At 67.0% G+C, this 18,672-nt stretch carries 14 protein-coding genes; 4 read left to right on the top strand and 10 right to left on the bottom strand.

The genetic code is table 11. From position 1 onward, the window contains the following. Positions 1-80 precede the first annotated feature (80 nt). On the top strand, positions 81-1,379 hold the full coding sequence (gene waaA, locus ABE422_RS13740; protein WP_313209146.1) for a lipid IV(A) 3-deoxy-D-manno-octulosonic acid transferase: 1,299 nt from the start codon (positions 81-83) through the stop codon (positions 1,377-1,379). A gap of 48 nt (positions 1,380-1,427) precedes the next feature. On the opposite strand, the gene mgtE is transcribed toward waaA, so the two are convergent. From mgtE to ABE422_RS13715, 5 genes are all read right to left on the bottom strand, one after another. Then, positions 1,428-2,810, bottom strand: coding sequence for a magnesium transporter (mgtE, locus tag ABE422_RS13735; protein ID WP_346483158.1), 1,383 nt, complete (start codon positions 2,808-2,810; stop codon positions 1,428-1,430). 156 nt (positions 2,811-2,966) lie between these two features. Further along, a complete protein-coding gene (locus tag ABE422_RS13730) occupies positions 2,967-3,635 on the bottom strand; it encodes a hypothetical protein (protein WP_346483157.1) in 669 nt (222 codons plus the stop codon). A 458-nt stretch (positions 3,636-4,093) separates the two neighbouring features. Next, the gene (locus tag ABE422_RS13725; protein WP_121039628.1) at positions 4,094-5,458 is read right to left on the bottom strand and encodes a TolC family outer membrane protein; all 1,365 of its coding nucleotides are present in this window, start codon (positions 5,456-5,458) and stop codon (positions 4,094-4,096) included. 16 nt (positions 5,459-5,474) lie between these two features. Further along, a complete protein-coding gene (locus ABE422_RS13720; RefSeq protein WP_313209149.1) occupies positions 5,475-6,122 on the bottom strand; it encodes a protein-L-isoaspartate O-methyltransferase in 648 nt (215 codons plus the stop codon). A gap of 131 nt (positions 6,123-6,253) precedes the next feature. Continuing rightward, positions 6,254-6,919, bottom strand: coding sequence for a TetR/AcrR family transcriptional regulator (locus ABE422_RS13715; RefSeq protein ID WP_346483156.1), 666 nt, complete (start codon positions 6,917-6,919; stop codon positions 6,254-6,256). A 122-nt stretch (positions 6,920-7,041) separates the two neighbouring features. Between ABE422_RS13715 and ABE422_RS13710 the strand changes: the two genes are divergently transcribed. From ABE422_RS13710 to ABE422_RS13700, 3 genes are all read left to right on the top strand, one after another. Further along, entirely contained in the window at positions 7,042-8,178 is a 1,137-nt protein-coding gene (locus ABE422_RS13710) for an efflux RND transporter periplasmic adaptor subunit (RefSeq protein WP_346483155.1), read from the top strand. A gap of 4 nt (positions 8,179-8,182) precedes the next feature. Then, on the top strand, positions 8,183-11,353 hold the full coding sequence (locus ABE422_RS13705) for an efflux RND transporter permease subunit (RefSeq protein ID WP_313209152.1): 3,171 nt from the start codon (positions 8,183-8,185) through the stop codon (positions 11,351-11,353). Positions 11,354-11,469: 116 nt separating this feature from the next. After that, entirely contained in the window at positions 11,470-12,510 is a 1,041-nt protein-coding gene (locus ABE422_RS13700) for a hypothetical protein (protein WP_346483154.1), read from the top strand. Between the two features lie 68 nt (positions 12,511-12,578). Here ABE422_RS13700 and gdhA read toward each other — a convergent pair whose 3' ends face one another. The 5 genes from gdhA to ABE422_RS13675 all read right to left on the bottom strand — a co-directional run bounded on the left by gdhA (position 12,579) and on the right by ABE422_RS13675 (position 18,672). Further along, positions 12,579-13,922, bottom strand: coding sequence for an NADP-specific glutamate dehydrogenase (gene gdhA / locus ABE422_RS13695; RefSeq protein WP_346483153.1), 1,344 nt, complete (start codon positions 13,920-13,922; stop codon positions 12,579-12,581). Between the two features lie 110 nt (positions 13,923-14,032). Then, positions 14,033-15,094: a 3-isopropylmalate dehydrogenase gene (gene leuB, locus ABE422_RS13690; RefSeq protein ID WP_313209155.1), complete on the bottom strand. Its 1,062-nt coding sequence runs from the start codon at positions 15,092-15,094 to the stop codon at positions 14,033-14,035. Next, positions 15,084-15,662 (bottom strand): 3-isopropylmalate dehydratase small subunit, encoded by a 579-nt coding sequence (gene leuD / locus ABE422_RS13685; RefSeq protein WP_038686391.1) that lies wholly within the window; start codon positions 15,660-15,662, stop codon positions 15,084-15,086. Before leuD ends, leuB begins: the two co-directional genes overlap by 11 nt. Further along, a complete protein-coding gene (gene leuC / locus ABE422_RS13680) occupies positions 15,662-17,083 on the bottom strand; it encodes a 3-isopropylmalate dehydratase large subunit (protein ID WP_313219643.1) in 1,422 nt (473 codons plus the stop codon). Before leuC ends, leuD begins: the two co-directional genes overlap by 1 nt. A 41-nt stretch (positions 17,084-17,124) precedes the next feature. After that, complete coding sequence (locus ABE422_RS13675; RefSeq protein WP_313219644.1) at positions 17,125-18,672, bottom strand: 2-isopropylmalate synthase; 1,548 nt, start codon at positions 18,670-18,672, stop codon at positions 17,125-17,127.

Genomic DNA, 18,672 nt, shown 5'->3' with positions numbered 1-18,672 from the left:
GATGCGCCCGGATGCGTCCCGGCGCGGCCATCACGGCGGCGCGGCGTGTCTTCCCCGCGCCGCTCCCGTATCCTTTGCGCATGCGTAAAAGTCCTGTCGAATGGATCCTGCGCGGCCTGTACTCGGCCGTGCTGTACCTGCTGTTGCCGATCACCGTGTACCACCTGGTCTGGCGGGGCTTCCGGGTGCGCGAGTACTTCCAGCGCTGGGATGAGCGCTATGCCTCCTATCCGCACTCCAGCGGCCAGCCGCGGGTCTGGCTGCACGCGGTCTCGGTGGGCGAGGTGAATGCCGCCGCGCCGCTGGTGAATGCCCTGCGCGCGCTGCGCCCGGACATCCGCTGGGTGATCACCACCATCACCCCGACCGGCTCCGAACGGGTCCGCGCGCTATGGGGGGATGCGGTCGACCACGTGTACCTGCCCTACGACGTGCCGGGCAGCGTCGGCCGCTTCCTGGGTCACTTCAAGCCCAGCCTGGCGCTGATCCTGGAAACCGAGCTGTGGCCGAACCTGCTGTTCGGTTGCCGCGACCGCCGGATTCCGGTCTACATTCTCAATGCCCGACTGTCGGCGCGCTCGCTGCGTGGCTATCGGCTGCTGCGGCCGCTGATCGGCCGTGCACTGCGCACCGTCACCTGCGTGGCCGCACAGTCGGCCGATGATGCCGAGCGCTTCATCCAGCTCGGGGCGCGCCCGGACCAGGTGCAGCCGCTGGGCAATCTGAAATTCGACATCGCCACGCCGAACGTGCAGGACTTCATCGCGCGCTTCCATGATCTGGTGCCCGCCACGCGCCCGGTCTGGATCGCCGCCAGCACGCACGAGGGCGAAGAGCAGGCCACCCTCGATCTGCACCGCCGCCTGCGCGAGGCGATGCCGGGGCTGCTGCTGTTGTGGGCGCCGCGGCATCCCGAGCGGTTCCCGCGGGTGGAAGCGCTGGCCCGCGAGCAGGGCTGGAAGGTCGCGACACGCCGCCAGCAGCAGTGGCCGCAGGCCGATACGGATGTCTTCGTCATCGACACGCTCGGCGAGCTGATGTCGTTCTACGGCTGTGCGCAGGTGGCCTTCGTCGGCGGCAGCCTGCAGGCCATCGGCGGGCACAACCTGCTGGAGCCGGCGGCGATGGGCACGGCCGCCGTCACCGGCCCGCACCTGCACAACTTCGCCGAGATTTCCCGGCGCATGCGCGAAGCCGGTGCGGTGGTGATCGCCGAGGATGCCAACGGTGTCGGCGATGCACTGCTGACCCTGCTGCGCGATCCGCAGGCACGCGAAGACATGGCGCGCGCGGGGTGTGCGCTGGTGAGCAACGGCCGCGGTGCGCTCAAGCGCACCGTGGCCCTGATCGCCCCGCAGTTGCCGCCGCCGGTGGCGTGATCGAGACCGGCCTGGCCGCGATGCGCGGCGACCAGGCCTGCCGATCCATCAGCCCGCGGAGACCAGCAGGTCACCCAGGAAGGCATACGCGAACCCGAAGTAGATGAACACGCCGATCAGGTCCATGACCGAGGTGATCAACGGGGCCGACAGCGTGGCCGGATCCGCCCCGATGCGGCGTGCGGCGAAGGGCAGCAGTGCGCCGATGATGCCGCCCAACGCGGTGCACACCAGCATGCTCGAGCCCACCACCATCAGCACGTCCATGCCCACGCCTTTGCTGAAGTAGGCCAGGATCGCTTCGAGTACGGCGATGGTGATGCCCAGCCCCGCCGCGACCGGCAGTTCGCGCTGGATCACGAACCACACATCGCGCCAGCTCAGTTTCAGTTCCCCCAGCGCCATGCTGCGGATCACCAGCGTGGCTGACTGGCTGCCGGTGTTGCCGCCCATGTCCACGATCGGGGCGATGAAGGCGGCCAGCACGATCACCTGCGACAGCAGCTCCTCCTGCGCGGCGACAAACGTGCTGGTGACGATGCCGAAGCAGGTCAGGATCGCCAGCCAGAACACACGTACCCGGAACATCTGCTTCAGCGGCGTGCTGCGCACATCAAGATCGTTCCCGTTTCCGCTGGCCGTGCCGCCAAAGCGTGCCAGCTGCGAGGCATCCTGTTCCTTCTCGATGTCCATCGCATCGTCCACGGTGACGATGCCGATCATGCGGTCCCCTCCATTGGTCACCGGCAGCGCGAGCAGATCGTAGCGACGGATCAGTTCGGCGGCCTGCAGCCTGGGCCAGTGCGCTTTTGCGGCGACCGGCTGCTCATGCATGATCGAGGCGACCGTGCGGTTCTCGTTGGCCAACACCAGATCACGCAGGGCCACCGTGCCGCGCAGCCGCAGCGTGTGGTCGAGCACGAACAGGATGTTCACCGTCTCGCTGTGCAGCGCAGTGGCGCGGATATGGGCCAGCGCCTGCGCAACGGTCATCTCCGGTGACACCCACACATAATCGGACGTCGTCGCCGAGCCGACCGTGCCTTCGGGATAGGACGCCATCTTGAGGATGTCGTCGCGCTCGACTTTGGTCAGTGCCGGCAGCAGTTTCTGCTTGGCATCATCGCCGAGCCGGTTGTACAGATCGGCGCGGTCATCCGAGGGCATGTGTTCGAACAGCTGCACCACCGCCTCGCGCGGCATCGCGGCCAGCAGCTGATCCTGGCGTATCTCGGTGAAGTGCGCGAACAGCTCGGCGCGTGCCTGCGGGTCGAGCATCATCAGCAAGGGGAGTGTCTTGTCCACGCTCAGCGCATCGAGCGCATCGACCAGGTCGGAGGGATGCGTGGTCGCGGCGATGCTGACAAAGCCGGCCGTGTCGAGGGAAAGCGAGAGGGTGCGGATCGAGAACAGGAGGTCTTCGCGGTTCATGGTGGTTCTCCAGCAAAAAGCAGCGCAGCGCGCTGAGGTACACAAGGCCGACGCGCGGGCAGGGCTCGAGCGGGGCAGGTATCGGTGGGTGCATGGGCCGTGTGCGGAGGTGCACGCGGTCCGGTCGGTCGGTGCCGTCAGTCGGCACGCAGGGCGTTACGGTGCAGAGGCCAGATTGAAGCCGAGCGTGATCCAGTGGCCATCGCGCTGGTGGTGCACACGACCGGCCAGCAGATCCACGCTGGCGCCGCGCCAGAGTTCGTGGCGGACGCCGAATTGACTGCTGCGCTGGCGTGTGACGTCACGCGCGGTTTCGGCCAGCAGCGACCAGTGTGGGGCGGTGACGATTTCCAGGCCGATGCCCTCGGTGCGGCCGCGTGCGCCGGCCGTGCGGGCCCAGCCCAGGTTGAGGTGCAGCAGCGTGCGATCGCTTGCGCCAAGGGCGAGGGTCAGGGGCGCGTTGACGCCCCAGTCATCGCCACGCAGGTGACGCCAGTCGCTGCCGACGCCCGCACTGAGCGCCAGGCCCCAACGGCGCTGGTCGATGTCGCGCAGCACGCGCTTGGCACCCAGCGCCCATTGCGTGGACGAAGCAGCATGTTGATGGCTCACGCCGAGCGACCACTCGGTATCGGCGAAGGTGCAGGCCGGCACGGCGGTCCACTCCGACCCGGCATCGGTATGGCGGCCCCAGCTTTCCAGCTGGCAGCGACCGGCATCGGTGATCGAGGCGTCATCCACCATCAGGCTGGCGGCGGCGCGGGTGTCGAACGGAAGCATCGCCACGGCCACGAGCGGCAGGGCGAACACACGGGAAACGTGCATGGGCAATCTCCAGGCAAACGGAAACGCCAGCGGCACCCTTCTTGGGGTCGGTGGAACGGCGATACGGATGATGCGAGGCGGGCGAGCGTGTCAGCTGCGCCGGTGGGCCCCGTCCTGTGCGGACGGAACCGACCTTGGGGTCAGTGGGTCCGTCGGCTCAGGAGCAGCAACGAGATCGACTATGACTGTCCAAGGAGGGGGCCTCTGGAGGGAAAGGGAAGGTGGTGCGGGGCGGACCATAGTCGGCCCATGCCGAGGGGTCAAGCCATTTTCAACGACACGTACCGGACTGTGGACCGGTTCACGGTGGAGAGTGTGCGCGGGTAGGCATTACGCGATGAAATCGCCACGGCAGTGATCGCGTGTGTGACGCGCGCGAGGTGTCGGAATCAACCACGTGCACGCATAAAAAAACCACCCGCATGCGGGTGGTTTTCTGTCAAGCGCTGTGCCGTCGATCAGTTGACGGTGGTGCTCGGCGTGGCCGCCTTCTGGGTCAGCAGGCGATTGATGTCCTGCAGTTCGGCGATGTCCAGCGTGCCGACCGCCTGGCCCAGCTGCAGACGGTTCTGCAGGAAGGTGTAGCGGGCGTTGGCGTAGTCCAGCTGCGCGGAGAACAGGATGCGCTGGTTCTGGATCACATCCAGCACGGTACGCGTACCAACTTCCAGGCCGACCTGCGAGGCGTCATAGGCGCTCTGTGCCGACACGACGGCCAGGCGACGCGCTTCCACTTCGCTGATGCCGGCCACCAGGGTCTGGTAGGCATTGCGCGTGTTGCGATCCAGCGCGCGCTTCTGCTGCTCGTAGCCGTCCTGGGCGATATCACGCTGGGCCAGGGCCTGGCGCACGCCGGACTGGGTGGCGCCGCCGGAGAAGATCGGCACGTTCAAGGTCAGGCCGACGCTGTTGGTGCGGCGGTCCGGGCTGAAGCTGCTGCCGCCGTCGCCGACCACATCACCCCAGCTGGCCGACTTGCCGGCGGTGGCACCCAGCGACAGGGTCGGGTAGTGCGCGCCGCGGGCGGCCGAGACGCCGGATTCGGCAGCGTTGACCTTCAGTTCCTGCGCCTTCAGCGCCGGGTTCTGCGCAACGGCCTCGTTCACCAGCGTATCGATGGTGGCGTACTTGGCCGGCAGCTCCGGACGGAAATCGGCCGGCAGGGCGCGCAGGTCGGTGACCGGCTGGCCGGTCAGTTCGGTCAGCGCCTGGTATGCGTCGGCCAAGGTGTTCTGCGCGATGATCGTGTTGGCGCGCGCCTGGTCGTACTGGGCGCGGGCTTCGTGCACGTCGGTGATCGGCGCCAGGCCCACTTCCAGGCGCTTGTCGGCGAAGTCGAACTGCTTCTTGGCAGCGGCTTCGTTGGTCTGCGCGGCCGACAGCGATTCAATGCCCACCAGCACGTTGAAGTACGCCGCCGAGGTGCGCACGATCAGGTCGTCGTTGGCCGAATCCAGGGTGAAATCGGCTGCGCGGCTCAGTTCGCGCTGCGAACGCAGGTTGGCGAACTGGGTGAAGTTGAAGACGGTCTGGCTGCCGTTGATCGTGTAGTTCCGGCTCTTGGTGGTGAACGAGCTGGAGGTCAGATCATGGTTCGGGTTGGTGCGGCTGCGGTTGAGCGAGGCCTCGCCGTTGAGCTGCGGCAGCAGGGCGGCACGCGCCTGCACAGCGCCTTCCTTGTCGTACAGACGGGTCGACTCGGCAGCCGACAGCTGCGGATCGCCGTTGCGCGCCATTTCGTAGACCTGCAGCAGGTCGGCGGCAGAGGCGGTCATCGGCAGCAGGGCGGCGGCCAGCGCAAAGGCGAGGGATCGGCGGATCATTGCGGCTTCCTTGGACTCAGAGTTGGAACTGGGGTGCCGGGGCGGCACCGCGCAGGTAGTCGATATCGGTTTCGAACAGCGATTCAGTGGTGCCGTCCGCCTTGACCAGCACCGCTTCCATGACCGGCGACCGGCCACGGATCACGAACAGTCGACCGCCGGGACGCAGCCACTGGGCGAAACGTGACGGGATGACATCCACCGCGCCGGTGACGCAGATCGCATCGAAGCGGCGCTCGGTGTCCCAGGTCAGGGCGTCGGCGGTTTCGATGCGGACGTTGTTGCCCAGGCCGGCAGCGTCCAGACGCGCGCGCGCGGTGGTGGCCAGGTCGGCATCGATTTCCAGGCTCAGGACTTCGCGGGCCAGTTCGCCCATGCAGGCGCTCAGGTAGCCGCTGCCGGTGCCGATTTCCAGGACTTCATCGCCCGGCTGCAGATCCAGCGCCTGCAGCGTGCGGCCTTCGATGACCGGCTTCATCATCTTCTGGCCGTTGCCCAGCGGCAGCTCGATATCGGCGTAAGCCAGGGCCCGGTGCGATTCAGCGACGAACGCCTCCCGCGGCAAGCGTGCCAGTACATCGAGCACGCGGATTTCCAGCACATCCCAGGGGCGGATCTGCTGTTCAACCATCAGTTCGCGGGCGTGGGAGTAATCGATCGTCATGAGGTTCTATATCCAGCGCAGTGGGCCGGCCATTTTACCGGTGCCGGGAGCCGGCGGCGCGCTGAAAGCATCGCTGCCGTCGCGCCGGGGTCGCAGTGCCGGAAGTCACCGCGACCTCCGGTCCATTCAGTTTAGTGCCGCCGGGCATACGCCCGCAGGAAAAAGTCGACGCTGGCGGACACGTGGGCGTCGGCATCGCACTCGGCCGGGGCCGGCCGCAACCCGCACATCATATGCGTATGCAGCTCGCCCTTGATCAAGGTCAGGAACTGGAGGGCGGCGGTCTGGCAGTCGGTGATCTCCAGTTCGCCGCGGGCGGTGCGGGCGCGCAGGAAGTCAGCGAGCGCGTCGGTGGTCCGCTGCGGGCCGGCCAGCCAGAACATCTCGCGGATCCGGTCATCGGTATCCGGGGACATCATCACCCGCTGCACCGCGACGGCCGCATCGGAGGTGATCAGGCTGAAGAAGGCGTGGCCGATGCCCATCAGCTGGTCGCGCAGCGGGCCTTCGACGTCGGTGACGAACAGTTCGTCAGGCAGCATCTCGACGCACTTGGACTGCACAGCTTCGGTGAAAAGGGTCTCTTTATCGCCGAAATGGCTGTAAACGGTCAGCTTCGAGACACCTGCCTGGGCGGCGATGCTGTCCATGCTCACCCCGTTGTAGCCCTGGTCGACAAACAGCGATTTGGCGGCGTCCAGAATGGCCGCGCGCTTGCCCAGATCCTTCGGGCGCCCCGGCCCGGCGGCCTTGGCGGCCGGCTTGGAGGGCGATGTGGAGGAGGTCGGATCAGTCATCCAATCAATACTAGACCAATCGGTTCGATATTTATACTATACCGGCTGGTTCAATATTGAAGCAGCTGGAACAGTGTGTCTCCAGCGGCTTTTCCCGGGTTACTTTTCAGGTCCAGGACCTCATGAAAAACATGCGATGGATGGGTGGTGGGTTGCTGGCGATCGCGCTGGCAGCATGTGGCAAGCAGGACGCCGAGCCGGTCGCGCCGATGCCGGTGCTGGTGGTCCACCCGGGCACTGTGACCGGCCAGGAAGTGGCTGCCTATCCCGGTGAGATCCGCGCCCGCGAGGAAAGCCCGCTGTCGTTCCGCGTCGGGGGCAGCCTGATCAAGCGCCATGTCGATGCCGGCCAGCGCGTGCGCAAGGGCCAGCTGCTGGCCGAGCTGGACGCCGCCGACTACGCCTCACAGGCCAGTGCCTCGCAGGCGCAGCTCGCGGCCGCCGAAGCCGATCTGATCCGCGCCCGCGATGACCAGAAGCGCTACGCCACGCTGGCCGAGCAGCAACTGGTCAGCCAGTCCGCACTCGACAGCCAGACCGCTGCCTTCAAGGCGGCGCAGGGCCAGGCCAATGCCGCCCGCGCCAATCTGGCCGTGGCCCGCAACCAGGCCGAGTACGCCCAGTTGCGTGCGCCCGCCGATGGCGTGATCGCCAGCCGCCAGGCCGAAGCCGGGCAGGTGGTCAGCGCCGGGCAGACCGTGTTCACCCTGGCCGCCGATGGCGGCCGCGAAGTCGTGATCGCCCTGCCGGAAAGCAACATCCGTGATTACCAGGTGGGCCAGCCGGTGCAGGTGGAACTGTGGAACCGCCCGGGCCAGCTGCTGGCCGGCACGATCCGTGAGATCGCCCCGGCCGCCGATGCCCAAGGACGTACCTATGCCACCCGCGTCAGCCTCGCACCGGAAGCCTTGACCGAGGTCGAGCTGGGCCAGAGCGCGCGCGTGTTCGCCGCGGCCGGTCGCCAGGGCACGCTGCAGTTGCCGCTGGCGGCGGTGCAGCGCGGTGCCGATGGGCGCAGCAGCGTGTGGGTGGTCGATCCGGCCAAGCGCACGTTGAAAGCCACGCCGGTGACGGTCGGGGCGTATGGCGTTGACTCCGTTCCGGTGCTGAGCGGGGTGAGCGCGAACGACTGGGTGGTGGCTGCCGGCGGCCATCTGCTGCGCGAGGGCCAGCCGGTGACCGCGGTGGATCGTCAGAACCGCCCGGTGCAGGCACCGGCGGCCAAGCCTGCCGCGCCTGCTGCCGGCAAGGGGAACTGATCCCGTGCGCCGCTTCAACCTCTCCGAATGGGCGCTGGGCAACCGGCCACTGGTGCTGTTTGCGATGCTCGCTTTCGCGATCATCGGCGCGTGGTCGTACAAGCATCTGGGCCAGTCCGAAGATCCACCGTTCACCTTCAAGGTGATGGTGGTGCGCACGAACTGGCCCGGCGCGACCGCCGAACAGGTCTCACGCCAGGTCACCGAGCCGATCGAGAAGGCACTGCTGAACACCGGGCAGTACGAGTTCATCCGCTCCTACTCACGCCCGGGCGAATCGCAGGTGATCTTCGTGGCGCGCGACAGCCTGCGCTCCAAGGCGATTCCCGACCTGTGGTACCAGGTGCGCAAGCGCGTGGGCGACATCAAGCCGACGCTGCCGCGCGAAATCGTCGGCCCGTTCTTCAACGACGAATTCGGCGACACCTTCGGCAACATCTACGCGTTGACCGGCCAGGGCTTCGACTACGCGGTGATGCGCGACTACGCCGACCGCATCCAGCTGGAACTGCAGCGCGTGCCGGATGTGGGCAAGATCGAGCTGGAAGGCCTGCAGGACGAGAAGGTCTGGATCGAGCTGTCCAACACCAAGCTGGCCACGCTGGGCGTGTCGCTGCAGCAGGTGCAGCAGGCATTGGCCGACCAGAATGCCATTGCCGCGACCAGCTTCTTTGAAACCCCGACCGACCGGGTGCAGCTGCGCGTCACCGGCCAGTTCAAGCGCGTGGAGGACATCCGCAGCTTCCCGATCCAGGCTGGCGACCGCACCGTGCACCTGGGCGACATCGCCGAGATCAAGCGCGGTTTTGCCGATCCGGCGTCGCCGAAGATGCGCTTCATGGGCGAAGACGCCATCGGCATCGCGGTGGCAATGAAAGACGGCGGCGACATCCTCAAGCTGGGCAGTACGCTGGATGCCGAGTTCGAGCGACTGCAGAAGACACTGCCGGCCGGCATGCAGCTGCGCAAGGTCTCCGACCAGCCGCATGCGGTGGAAGAGTCCGTCGGCGAGTTCGTGCAGGTGCTGACCGAAGCGGTGGTGATCGTGCTGCTGGTGAGCTTCTTCTCGCTCGGCCTGCGCACCGGCCTGGTGGTGGGCGTGACGATTCCGCTGGTGCTGGCGATGACCTTCTTCGTCATGCATTACTTCGGCATCGGCCTGCACAAGATTTCCCTGGGCGCGCTGGTGCTGGCGCTGGGCCTGCTGGTGGACGATGCGATCATCGCGGTGGAGATGATGGCCACCAAGATGGAGCAGGGCTACGACCGCCTGCGCGCGGCCAGCTTCGCGTGGGAGTCGACCGCCTTCCCGATGCTGACCGGTACGCTGATCACGGCGGCCGGCTTCCTGCCGATCGCCACGGCCGCCTCCAGTACCGGCGAATACACCCGCTCGCTGTTCCAGGTGGTGACCATCGCGCTGGTGGTGTCGTGGATCGCCGCCGTGCTGTTCATCCCGTACCTGGGCGACAAGATGTTGCCGGACCTGTTCAACCCGCAGCCGCCCAAGCCGGACAGCCTGGCCGGGCGCTGGCATGCCCGCCGCCTGCAGTGGGCCGACCGCCATCCCGCGTTCGCGCGCTGGATCGCGCCGAAGGTGCATGCGCACGACCATGATCCGTACCAGCGTCCGTTCTACGTGCGCTTCCGCAGGTTCCTCGATGTGTGCCTGCGCCATCGCTGGTGGGTGATCGCCGCCACGGCCGCGCTGTTCGTGTTCTCGCTGCTGATCTTCCGCTTCGTGCCCCAGCAGTTCTTCCCGGATTCGACCCGCCCGGAACTGATGGTGGACATCGAACTGGCCGAGGGGGCCTCGTTGCAGGCCACCCAGGCCCAGGCGACCAAGCTGGAAACGCTGCTCAAGGACCGTGAGGGCATCAGCAACTTTGTGGCCTACGTGGGTACCGGCTCGCCGCGCTTCTACCTGCCTTTGGACCAGCAGCTGCCGGCCACCAACTTCTCGCAGTTCGTGGTGCTGACTGAGAATGCAACCGCACGTGAGGCGACCCGCGACTGGTTGCTCAAGGACGTGATTCCGCAGTTCCCGGACGTGCAGATGCGCGTGACCCGCCTGGAGAACGGCCCGCCGGTGGGCTACCCGGTGCAGATGCGCATCTCCGGCGAGCATATCGAGCAGGTGCAGGCCATCGCACGGCAGGTGGAAGCCAAGGTGCGCGCAAACCCGCACGTGATGAACGTCAACCTGGATTGGAGCGAGCCGAGCAAAGTGGTGCGGCTGGTGATCGACCAGGATCGTGCACGCGCACTGGGTGTGAGCAGCGCGCAGGTGAGCCAGCTGCTGGGCACCTCGTTGTCGGGCATGAGCGTGAGCACCTACCGGGAAGGCAACCGCCTGATCGAGATGCTGCTGCGTGGCCCGGACAACGAACGTGTGCGGCTGGACATGCTGGGCAGCCTGGCCATTCCGACCGCCAGCGGCACCTCGGTGACGCTGTCGCAGGTGGCGCGCCTGGAGTACGTGTTCGAGGACGGCATCATCTGGCACCGCAACCGCCTGCCGACGGTGACCGTGCGCGCCGACATTGCCGACGCGAAACAGCCGCTGGACGTGGTGCAGCAGATCCTGCCGACGCTGGAGGGGATCCGTGCCGAGCTGCCGTCCGGCTACCTGCTTGAAACCGGCGGTACGGTGGAGGATTCCACCCGTGGCCAGGATTCGATCAAGGCCGGCATGCCGCTGTTCCTGATCGTGGTGGCGACCTTGCTGATGTTGCAGCTGCGCAGCTTCTCGCGTGCGGCCATGGTGCTGGTCACCGCGCCGCTGGGCATCATCGGCGCCACGCTGTTCCTGCTGCTGTTCCGCGCGCCGTTCGGCTTCGTGGCACTGCTGGGTACCATTGCGCTGGCCGGCATGATCATGCGCAACTCGGTGATCCTGATCGACCAGATCCAGCAGGACATCGATGCCGGTCACGACCGCTGGCACGCCATCATCGACGCCACCGTGCGCCGCTTCCGCCCGATCGTGCTGACCGCGCTGGCCGCGGTGCTGGCGATGATTCCGCTGTCGCGCAGTGCGTTCTACGGTTCGATGGCGATCTCGATCATGGGCGGCCTGATCGTCGGTACCGTGCTGACCCTGGTGTTCCTGCCGGCACTGTATGCGGCGTGGTTCCGGGTGAAGCCGGACGAGGCCAAGACCAGCGAAGGCTGAGGGACGATGAAGCCGGCCGGTGGCCGGCTTCATCGTTTGAGTGCGACGCAAAGGCCTGTCGCCTTCGTCGTGCCAGCAAGCGCACAATGCACACCGGATTTCTTCGGTCGCACATGATGTCGTCACGTTCCTCTTCTCCGTTCGCCACTGCGGCGGCGATCGTTCTGCTGATGGTTTCCGCGTTGCCAGCGCAGGCGACCACCGCTGCCAGTTTCCAGCGCGATCTCGTCGAGCTGCTGGAGTGCCGTGCCTCACCGGCGACGATGCAGGCGGTGACGACCGCGTTGCGTGGTGCAGCGTATGGCACGGCGCAGGAACGACCGGCCCATCTGCAGGGCTGGAGCTTCACGCGCAGCGGTGACGAGGAGCACGCGACGACCCTCATCGACATGCCGGTGACGTTGACGGCACACGGCGTCACAACGCACCGCGTGGTGGCGGATGACATGGGCTTCTCGATTCCCATCGATGCAGGGCAGCGTGCGCGCATCGTCAGCAGGAACGGACTTCGGCACCGGTCGAATACGTTGCGTGAGCCGTTCCAGATGTGGTCAGCGCCCGCCGCATCAGGCGATCCGGCATCGCCGGGCGCCATCGTGGTGAGCAGCGATGGTGCGGGCTATCGGTTGGGCTGTGACTACCCCGGTCCGATGCGCGAGGCGCGCCTTCCACCCCGATTGCGCGAGACGGCCACGGCGGATGATATGGGCGCCGCGCTCGAATGCCGGGCGGACGACGCTGCCATGCGGCGCATCGCCAACCTGCGGGAGCGTGTCTCGGAACTGTCGCCGCTGGCATGGCCGGACAATGTCCGCGCGGTGGCCGAGCGTGAGTACCGTGCTGATGGCCAGGAGATGCCGGTCATGGTCATCACCCTGGAGCAGCCGGTGGCGTTGAAGGGCTTGGCTGCGACGTCGATCGTCCTCGCGTATGGCGGCTACCTCGCAGCCGACATGGGCGATGCGCCGCTGAAGGCGGTGCTCGACGCCACTGGCCTGGGCGCGGTGGATCGTCAGGTGGAAGGGTATTGGAAGCGCGAAGCAACGCGGGAGCGGGCCGCTGGATTCACGCGCGTGCGGGCATTCAGCGTGATACCCACCGACAGCGGTGCCGTGCTGGCCGGCTGCATGACGAGCGAGGTCCGCTCGGCGTACTGATCACGTTGGCAGGACGTACTGCAGGGCGCAGCGGATGAACACCGCTGCGCCTCTACAGCGGTCTGCCCTCAGTAAACGCCCTGCGCCAGCATCGCATCGGCCACTTTCACGAAGCCGGCGATATTGGCGCCATCCACGTAGTTCACGCTGCCATCGGCCCGCTTGCCGTGGCGCACGCAGTTGGCGTGGATATCCTTCATGATTCCGTGCAGGCGCTCATCGACATCGGCGTGATGCCATGACAGGCGCTGCGCGTTCTGGCTCATTTCCAGCCCCGAGGTGGCCACGCCGCCGGCATTGCTGGCCTTCCCCGGCGCATACAGGGTGCCCGCCTTGAGGAAGACCTCCATGGCCTCCAGTGTCGACGGCATGTTGGCGCCTTCGGCCACGCACAGCACATCGTTGTCCACCAGGGCGCGGGCGTCGTCCTCGTCCAGTTCGTTCTGGGTGGCGCAGGGCAGGGCGATCTCGGCCGGGATGTGCCAGGGGCGCTTGCCGTCCAGGTACTCGAAGCGTTTGTCATCAGCCAGTTCGGACAGGCAGCCGCGACGTTCGTTGCGTAGTTCCATCACCTCCTGCAGGCCCGCTTCGTCGAAGCCGTTGCGGGCGTACAGCGTGCCGCCGGAATCGGAAAGCGTGAGTACGTTCGCGCCCAGCTCGATGGCCTTGATCGCGGCATGCTGGGCCACGTTGCCAGCGCCGGAAATCAACACCCTGGCGCCATCGGTATCGCGGCGGGCATGGTGCAGCATCTGCTCGACGAAGTAGACCGTGCCGAAGCCGGTCGCCTCCGGGCGCATCAGGCTGCCACCATAGGAGAGACCTTTGCCGGTGAACACGCAGGCGGCATTGTTGGTGAGCTTCTTCATCATGCCGGCCATGTAGCCGACCTCGCGCGCGCCGACGCCGATATCGCCAGCCGGTACATCGGTGTCGGCACCCAGGTGGCGATGCAGTTCCAGCATCAGCGCCTGGCAGAAGCGCATCACCTCGGTGTCGCTGCGGCCCTTGGGATTGAAGTCCGAGCCGCCCTTGCCACCGCCCATCGGCAGGGTGGTGAGCGCGTTCTTCAGGGTCTGCTCGAACGCGAGGAACTTCAGGATCGATTGGTTGACCGACGGATGGAAGCGCATGCCGCCTTTGAACGGGCCGATCGCCGAACTGTGCTGCACGCGCCAGCCGCGATTCACATGGATCTTGCCGGCGTCATCGGCCCAGGCCACGCGAAACTGGATCACCCGCTCGGGCTCCACCAGCCGCTCCAGCAGGCCTTGTTCCAGGTAGCGGGGATTGCGCTCCAGGAACGGCCACAGGCTTTGGATCACTTCTTTGACGGCCTGCAGGAACTCCGGCTGATGCGGATCGCGCTGGGCCACGTGGGCGAGAAAGTCGGCAGAGGAACGAGGGTTCAAAGGCTTTCCTTGTTGGGGGCCGGCCGCTGGCTGCGACGTGGCCGACGGGACAGGGAGGCCGTGCGGGATGTAGACACACGAACGCGGCCCTCAGGCCGCGTTCGTGACGATCATTGCAGCTTGGCAAGGACCGCGTCGGTTGCTGCGGCGGTACTCACCGCAAAACCCTTGGCGGCGAGATCGGCGGTGAACACGCCGTCATCCAGCACGGCATACACCGCGGCCTCGACCGTAGCAGCCTCGTCGTCCAGCCCCAGTGAATGCCGCAGCAGCATCGCGGCGCTGAAGATCGTCGCGTACGGATTGGCAATGCCCTTGCCGGCGATGTCCGGCGCCGAGCCGTGGATCGGCTCGTAGATGCCCACTGCGCCGGGCTCGCCCAGCGATGCCGAGGGCAGCAGACCGAGCGAGCCGGCCAACATCGAGGCCTCGTCGGTGAGGATGTCACCGAACATGTTCTCGGTCACGATCACGTCGTATTCGCGGGGCTTGGCCAGCAGGTGCATGGCCATCGAATCGACCAGTTGGTGTTCCAGTGCAACGTCCGGGAATTCCTCGCGGCCGATCCGCGCGGCGACATCGCGCCACAGACGCGAGGTTTCCAGCACGTTGGCCTTGTCCACCGAGGTGACCTTGCCGCGGCGGGTCTGGGCCAGGCGGAACGCGGTGCGCAGCACGCGCTCGATCTCGCCCACGCTGTAGCTGCACAGGTCGCTGGCGGTGTCGGCGGTGCGGGTCTTCTCACCGAAGTAGATGCCGCCGGTCAGCTCACGCACGACCACGAAGTCCACACCCTCCAGCAGTTCGGCCTTGATCGGCGAGGCGCCAAGCGCGGCCGCGTGCGTGCGCACCGGGCGCAGGTTGGCGTACAGACCCAGCGCCTTGCGGATCGCCAGCAGGCCCTGTTCCGGGCGGACCTTGGCATTCGGGTCCGACCACTTCGGGCCGCCGACCGCGCCAAGCAGGATGGCGTCTGCCTTGCGGCACGCCTCCAGCGTAGTGGCCGGCAGCGGCTCGCCGTGGCGATCGATGGCGATGCCCCCGATATCGTGTTCCTGGAACCCGAAGGTGTGACCGAAACGGGTGGCGACGGCTTCCAGCACCGCGACGGCGGCGGCGGCGACTTCCGGACCGATGCCGTCACCCGGCAATACGACAATCTCAGCGTGCATGTTCACTCTCGTAACGTTCAATGTCAGGGGTACGACCCAACAGATACCCCAATTGGTCCACGCCTTCCAGCAGGCAGGTCTGCGAGAAGCCGTCCAGCGGGAAGGCATACACGCGTCCATCGGGGGTGCGCAGTTCGCGCGCGGCCACGTCGATGGTCAATTCGTCATCCGGACGCTGCATCAGGGTCTGCACATCGGCCTCGTCCAGCACGATCGGCAGCAGGCCGTTCTTGAGCGAATTGCCGCGGAAGATATCGGCGATCTCGCTGCTGACGATGGCGCGCAGGCCCAGGTCGGTCAGCGCCCACGGCGCATGCTCACGCGAGGAGCCGCAGCCGAAGTTGCGCCCGGCCAGCAGGATGCTGCGCCCGGCGTTGTGTGGCTGGTTGAAGGCGAATGCCGGGTTCGGCACGCCCTCGCTCTGCCAGCGCCAGTCGTTGAAGGCATGCTTGCCCAGGCCGGCGCGCTCGGTGGTGGACAGGAACCGCGCCGGGATGATCTGGTCGGTGTCGATATTGGTCTCGCGCAGCACCACGCTGGTCGAGGTCAGGGTACGGAAGCCGCTCATCAGGCCACCTCCAGCGTGGCGTACAGTTCGCGTGGGTCGGCCACGCGGCCGTTCACCGCAGCCCAGGCGGCCGTCATCGGCGAGGCCAGCAGGGTGCGCGAACCGGGGCCTTGGCGGCCTTCGAAATTGCGGTTGCTGGTGCTGACCGCCAGTTGTCCCGGCGCGACCAGATCACCGTTCATGGCGATGCACATCGAGCAGCCCGGCTCGCGCCATTCGGCGCCGGCCGCGCGCACCACCACATCGATGCCTTCGGCTTCGGCCTGGCGCTTGACGATCTCCGAACCGGGCACCACCAGCATGCGTACGCCGTCGGCAACGCGGCGGCCCTGCAGCACCTGTGCCACTTCGCGCATGTCGCTCAGCCGGCCGTTGGTGCAGGAGCCGACGAAGACCACATCCACCGGGGTGCCGGCCAGGGTCTGCCCGGCGTGGAAGTGCATGTAGTCCAGGCCTTTCTGGTCGGCCGCATCGTTGGCCGCCGGGATCGGCTGGTCCACCGCGATCGCCGTGCCGGGGTGGGTGCCCCAGGTCAGGGTGGGGCGAATGTCGGCGGCCTCGATGTGGACCTCCACATCGAAGCGCGCGCCGGCATCGCTGCGCAGCTGCGACCAGGCGGCAACGGCCGCATCGAAGTCGGCGCCCCTGGGCCCGCGCGGGGTGTTGGCGACCCAGTCGAAGGTGGTCTGGTCGGGGGCGACCATGCCGGCGCGAGCGCCGGCCTCGATGGACATGTTGCACAACGTCATGCGCTGTTCCATGTCCATCGCCTCGATGGCGCTGCCGCGGAACTCCAGCACGTGGCCGGTGCCGCCGTTGACGCCGATCACGCCGATGATGTGCAGCACCACGTCCTTGGCGCCGACACCCTGGGCCAGCGCGCCATCGACGGTGATCGCCATCGTCTTGGCTTTACGCTGCAGCAGGCACTGCGTCGCCAGCACATGGCCGACCTCGCTGGTGCCGATGCCGAAGGCCAGCGCGCCAAACGCGCCATGTGTGGAGGTGTGGCTGTCGCCGCAGACGATGGTCATGCCCGGCTGGGTGAAGCCCTGCTCGGGGGCGATCACGTGCACGATGCCGCGGCTGGCCGACTGCAGGTCGAACAGCTCGATGCCGTGCGTGGCGCAGTTGTCGGCCAGCATCGCCACCTGGGCTTCGGAGGCGGCGCTGGCATAGGGCAGCTTGCCGTCGGCACCGGCCGGCAGGGTGGGGGTGGAGTGGTCCATCGTCGCCTTGGTCCGGTCCGGCCGGCGCGGGGAGAGGCCACGCTCGCGCAGTTCGGTGAAGGCCTGCGGCGAGGTCACCTCGTGGATCAGGTGCAGGTCGATGTACAGCACGGCGGGCGCGCTGTCGGTCTCGGGAACGACGACGTGGGCATCCCACAGTTTGTCGTACAGGGTGCGGGGAGCTGGGGTCATGGACTGGCCTTGCTGCGGTTCGGGGTACGTAGTGGGGGTGCTCAGGCCGCGGCGGTGGCCGCGGGCTGCTCGGCCGTCGCGTTGCGCTGGCGCAGCAGACGGTTGGCGACCTCCAGCCACGCCAGTGCGGAGGCTTCGATGATGTCGCGGCTGGTGCCGGTGCCTTCGTACTCCACGCCCTCATGGCGCACGCTCAGGTTGGCTTCGCCGCGCGCATCGGCGCCGATGCCCACACTGTGCACGTGGTAGCTGTCCAGCATCAACTGCACGCCGGTGGCGGCCGACAATGCACCGAACAGCGCATCGACCGGACCATCGCCCTGCGCCGTCTCGGCAACGCGGTTGCCGTCAGGATCGGACAGCTCGACCAGCGCGTTGGCGCGGCTGCCGACGTCGCTGATCGTCATCGAGGCCAGCCGGTAGCCGTTCTGGGTAGCGCTGCCCTGCATCAGGGTCTGCAGGTCGGCGTCGGTGACCACGCGCTGCTGTTCGCACAGTGCCTTGAACTGTTCAAAGACGTGCTTCAGTTCCTCCTCGTACAGGAAGAAGCCCAGCGCACGCAGGCGTTGTTCGACCGCAGCGCGGCCACTGTGGCGGCCCAGCACCATCTGCGAGGATTCCCAGCCCACGTCTTCCGGGCGCATGATTTCGTAGGTGCCGCGGTGACGCAGCATGCCGTGCTGGTGGATGCCCGACTCGTGTGCGAAGGCGTTGGCGCCGACGATCGCCTTGTTGCGCTGGACCGGCATGCCGACCAGGCGCTGCAGCAGCTGCGAGGTGGCGACGATGCGCTGGGTGTTGATGTGCGTGTCTTCGTCGTAGAAGGCGTTGCGTACCTTCAGCACCATCGCGATTTCTTCCAGCGAGCAGTTGCCGGCGCGCTCGCCGATACCGTTGACGGTGCACTCGACCTGACGCGCGCCGCCTTCGATGGCGGCCAGCGAGTTGGCCACGGCCAGGCCCAGATCGTTATGGCAGTGCGCACTGAAGATGATGCGGTCGCTGTCCGGGACGCCGGCGATCACGCGCTGGAACATCCCGCGGATCTCTTCCGGCGTGGTGAAGCCCACGGTGTCGGGCAGGTTGATGGTGGTGGCGCCGGCGGCTACCGCCACGCGGGCGACCTCGATCAGGAAGTCTTCCTCGGTCCGCGTGGCGTCTTCAGCGGAGAACTCCACATCACCCACATAGCTTCGGGCCAGGCTGACGTGCTTGTGCACCGACTCCAGCACCTGCTCGCGGCTCATGCGCAGCTTGTGCTCGCGGTGCAGCGGGCTGGTCGACAGGAATACATGCAGGCGCGGGTTCGCCGCTGCCTCCAGCGCCTTGGCCGAGGTTTCGATATCGGCGGCCAGGCAGCGCGACAGCACGGCCAGGGTCGGGCGGCGGACTTCGCGGGCGATCATGGCCATCGCTTCGCGGTCGGACTGGGAGCTGGCCGGGAAGCCGGTTTCCATGACATCCACGCCCAGCTCGTCCAGTGCGCGGGCCATCACCAGCTTCTGCTGCGGGCTCATGCTGCAGCCGGGCGATTGCTCGCCGTCGCGCAGGGTGGTGTCGAAAATTCTGATTCGGGGGGAGTTGGGCAT

Origin of the sequence: Stenotrophomonas sp. TWI1151 (assembly GCF_039673135.1) — a bacterium.
GTDB lineage: Bacteria > Pseudomonadota > Gammaproteobacteria > Xanthomonadales > Xanthomonadaceae > Stenotrophomonas.
The sequence above is the reverse complement of the archived record's forward strand: the minus strand, read 5'-3'. Positions and strand labels throughout refer to the sequence as shown.